The organism is Aminobacter ciceronei, from assembly GCF_014138625.1.
In the GTDB taxonomy this organism is placed as follows: Bacteria; Pseudomonadota; Alphaproteobacteria; order Rhizobiales; family Rhizobiaceae; genus Aminobacter; species Aminobacter ciceronei.
In genome coordinates this window covers 1-2,116 of record NZ_JACJHY010000088.1, presented here as the reverse complement: position 1 = coordinate 2,116, position 2,116 = coordinate 1, and the positions used below count along the sequence as shown (strand labels likewise).

The 2,116-nt window shown below is 63.9% G+C and carries 4 protein-coding genes; 1 reads left to right on the top strand and 3 read right to left on the bottom strand.

Features of this window, described 5'->3' with window-relative positions; translation table 11 throughout:
• Nucleotides 1-132: TIGR02186 family protein (locus tag HNQ95_RS33300; protein WP_182576001.1), on the top strand; the 132-nt coding region annotated here is incomplete at its 5' end.
• Between the two features lie 119 nt (nt 133-251).
• Here the strand turns inward: HNQ95_RS33300 and rbsK are convergent.
• The 3 genes from rbsK to HNQ95_RS33285 form a co-directional block, all read right to left on the bottom strand.
• Nucleotides 252-1,184, bottom strand: a complete 933-nt coding sequence (gene rbsK / locus HNQ95_RS33295) for a ribokinase (RefSeq protein WP_067966732.1) — start codon at nt 1,182-1,184, stop codon at nt 252-254.
• A 29-nt stretch (nt 1,185-1,213) separates the two neighbouring features.
• Nucleotides 1,214-1,780 carry a nucleoside 2-deoxyribosyltransferase gene (locus tag HNQ95_RS33290; RefSeq protein WP_067963122.1) on the bottom strand — a complete coding sequence of 189 codons (567 nt, stop codon included), beginning with the start codon at nt 1,778-1,780 and terminating at the stop codon, nt 1,214-1,216.
• 114 nt (nt 1,781-1,894) lie between these two features.
• A partial coding sequence (locus HNQ95_RS33285) for a hypothetical protein (protein WP_182576252.1) occupies nt 1,895-2,116 on the bottom strand: 222 nt, incomplete at its 5' end.

Below are 2,116 nucleotides of genomic sequence, written 5' to 3'. Positions count from 1 at the left end.
ATCGTCAAGTCGGGCTTCGAGCAGACCATCTTTCGCTTCGCCACCGACCACGGCTTCGGCTACGGCCTCTTTGCCATCGGGCTGGCCATGCTCACAGGTTGGCTCGGCAGGATCATCTTCAGGAAGGATTGACGGGGGCACATGTCGGGCGCCGCGCGCCGTGGCACAATCGCTCTTAACGCGCCTGCGCTTTTTATTGAATCAAGAAACCTATCTATCCTATTGTTTCTGCTTGGCTTGAAGTGGCTTCCCTAGCCGTTGGCGCGGATGAAGGCGTCGATGTCGGCCCGCGTCGGCATGGAGGGCGCGGTACCCGGCTTCTGCACCGAAAGGGCGGCCACCGCAGCGCCAAAACGGACGGCATCGACCGGGTTGCGGCCTTCGGCAATCGCAACGGCGAAGCCGCCGTTGAACGCGTCTCCCGCCCCCGTCGTGTCGACGACCTTGGTTACCTTGAAGGCCGGGACGAAATGCGTGCCGGCCTCGCCGTGCAGCAGCGCGCCCTTGGCACCCAGTGTGATGAGCGCATTGCGGGCGCCACGCCTGACCAGGCTGGCTGCCGCCTGCAGGGCGCCCTCGTCCGTTGCCGTGTCGATCCCGGTCAATGTCGCGGCCTCGGTTTCGTTGGGGGTGACGAAATCGCAATTGACGTAGATGGCGTCGTCGACCGGCAGCGCCGGCGCCGGGTTGAGGATGGTGGTGACGCCATGGCCGCGTGCCAGGCGAAGGCCTTCGATGGCCGTCTCGATGGGCTGCTCGAACTGGGTGACGAAGACCCTGGCGCCGCTGATCAGCCCTTCCGCGGCACGGACATCGGCAGGGCTCAGATTGGCCGCAGCGCCGCTCTCGATGATGATCGCATTGTCGCCTGTCCTCGAGGAAACGAAGATGAACGCCGCCCCCGTCGGGGCGGCCTCGTCGATCAGGACGTGCGAGGTGTCGACCCCATCCCGCGACCAGGTCTGCCTGGCCATGTCACCGAACGAATCCTGCCCGACCCGGGTGATCATGGCGGAACGCGCACCGGCGCGTGCGGCTGCGATCACCTGGTTGGAACCCTTGCCGCCGGGACCCATGGCAAAACCCTGGCCAAGCAGTGTCTCGCCGACAACCGGCAGCCGCTCGGCCTTGAAGGCCAGGTCGGCGACAAAGGTTCCAAGCACGACGATATCGGCACGATCCATCACATTGTCTCCCATTCCGAACATGAAAATCAGCGCGGGAATCTGGCCGCAGCCAGCCGCAGGCATTGCTCGAAGGCCTGATGGTCGGTGTACAGCGCCTCGGCCGCAACCTCGCGCGTGACGATCGTGCCGCCACGCGCCTCGATGCCGCCGTCGAGCATGAGATTGTCGATCATCTCGAAATCTTCGACGGCCAGTCCATCCGGCCCCCGCGGCCTGCCCTGCGCGTCGGCCTCGATGCGCCCCTCATAGAGCACAGCTACCCGAGCATAGTGATCGCCAACCGTGTTGGAAAACGCATAGGCGGGGCAGCCGCGGGCACACATGAAGCCGAGTTCGAATGCCGTACCGATATCCGCCGCGATGCCACGGAATGGCGTCAGATTGGCGATGATCATGTCGGCGCTCATCATCAGGCGTTCGTTGATCGAGCTGATGGCAAGCCCTTTCGCCCTTTTGGTATCGGTCGCCGGCACCTCGAGATCGCCGGGAGAAACCGGAACGAAGCCGTAGCGCCTGGTCAATTCGATCTTGCGATCAAGCACCTCGCGCGCATTGGGCAGGAAGACTTCGGGGCCGGCAAGATAGATTTTCATGAATGCGTGCTCTCGGACTGGACGTTATTTGCGGAGGGCCAGGGCTGCAGGGAAGTAAGGGAGTAAGGGAAGGCGATAACCCTATTCCCCTATTCCCCTATTCCCCTATTCCCCTCAGTCCCCGTATGGGACCCAGACGTTCTTGACCTCGACGGCGCGGCGGAGGAAGTCTTCGCCCTGGGCGGTCGGCCAGTCGAGGCTGCGGCCGTGCCCGGTCCAGACGCGCTTGAGATTGCCGACAGATTCAGCCTCCGCTTTGGCGCAGATCTCGGCCTCGGCGACGACCCAGAGGCCGTCGACGTCGTCATGCTTGGCAAGCACGGCTGTGAGTTCCGC

What these genes read in the sequence shown, in the direction of transcription:
- rbsK (WP_067966732.1), bottom strand. Translation starts at nt 1,184, where the DNA reads ATGGATCGTGCCGATATCGTCGTGCTTGGAACCTTTGTCGCCGACCTG.
- HNQ95_RS33290 (WP_067963122.1), bottom strand. Translation starts at nt 1,780, where the DNA reads ATGAAAATCTATCTTGCCGGCCCCGAAGTCTTCCTGCCCAATGCGCGC.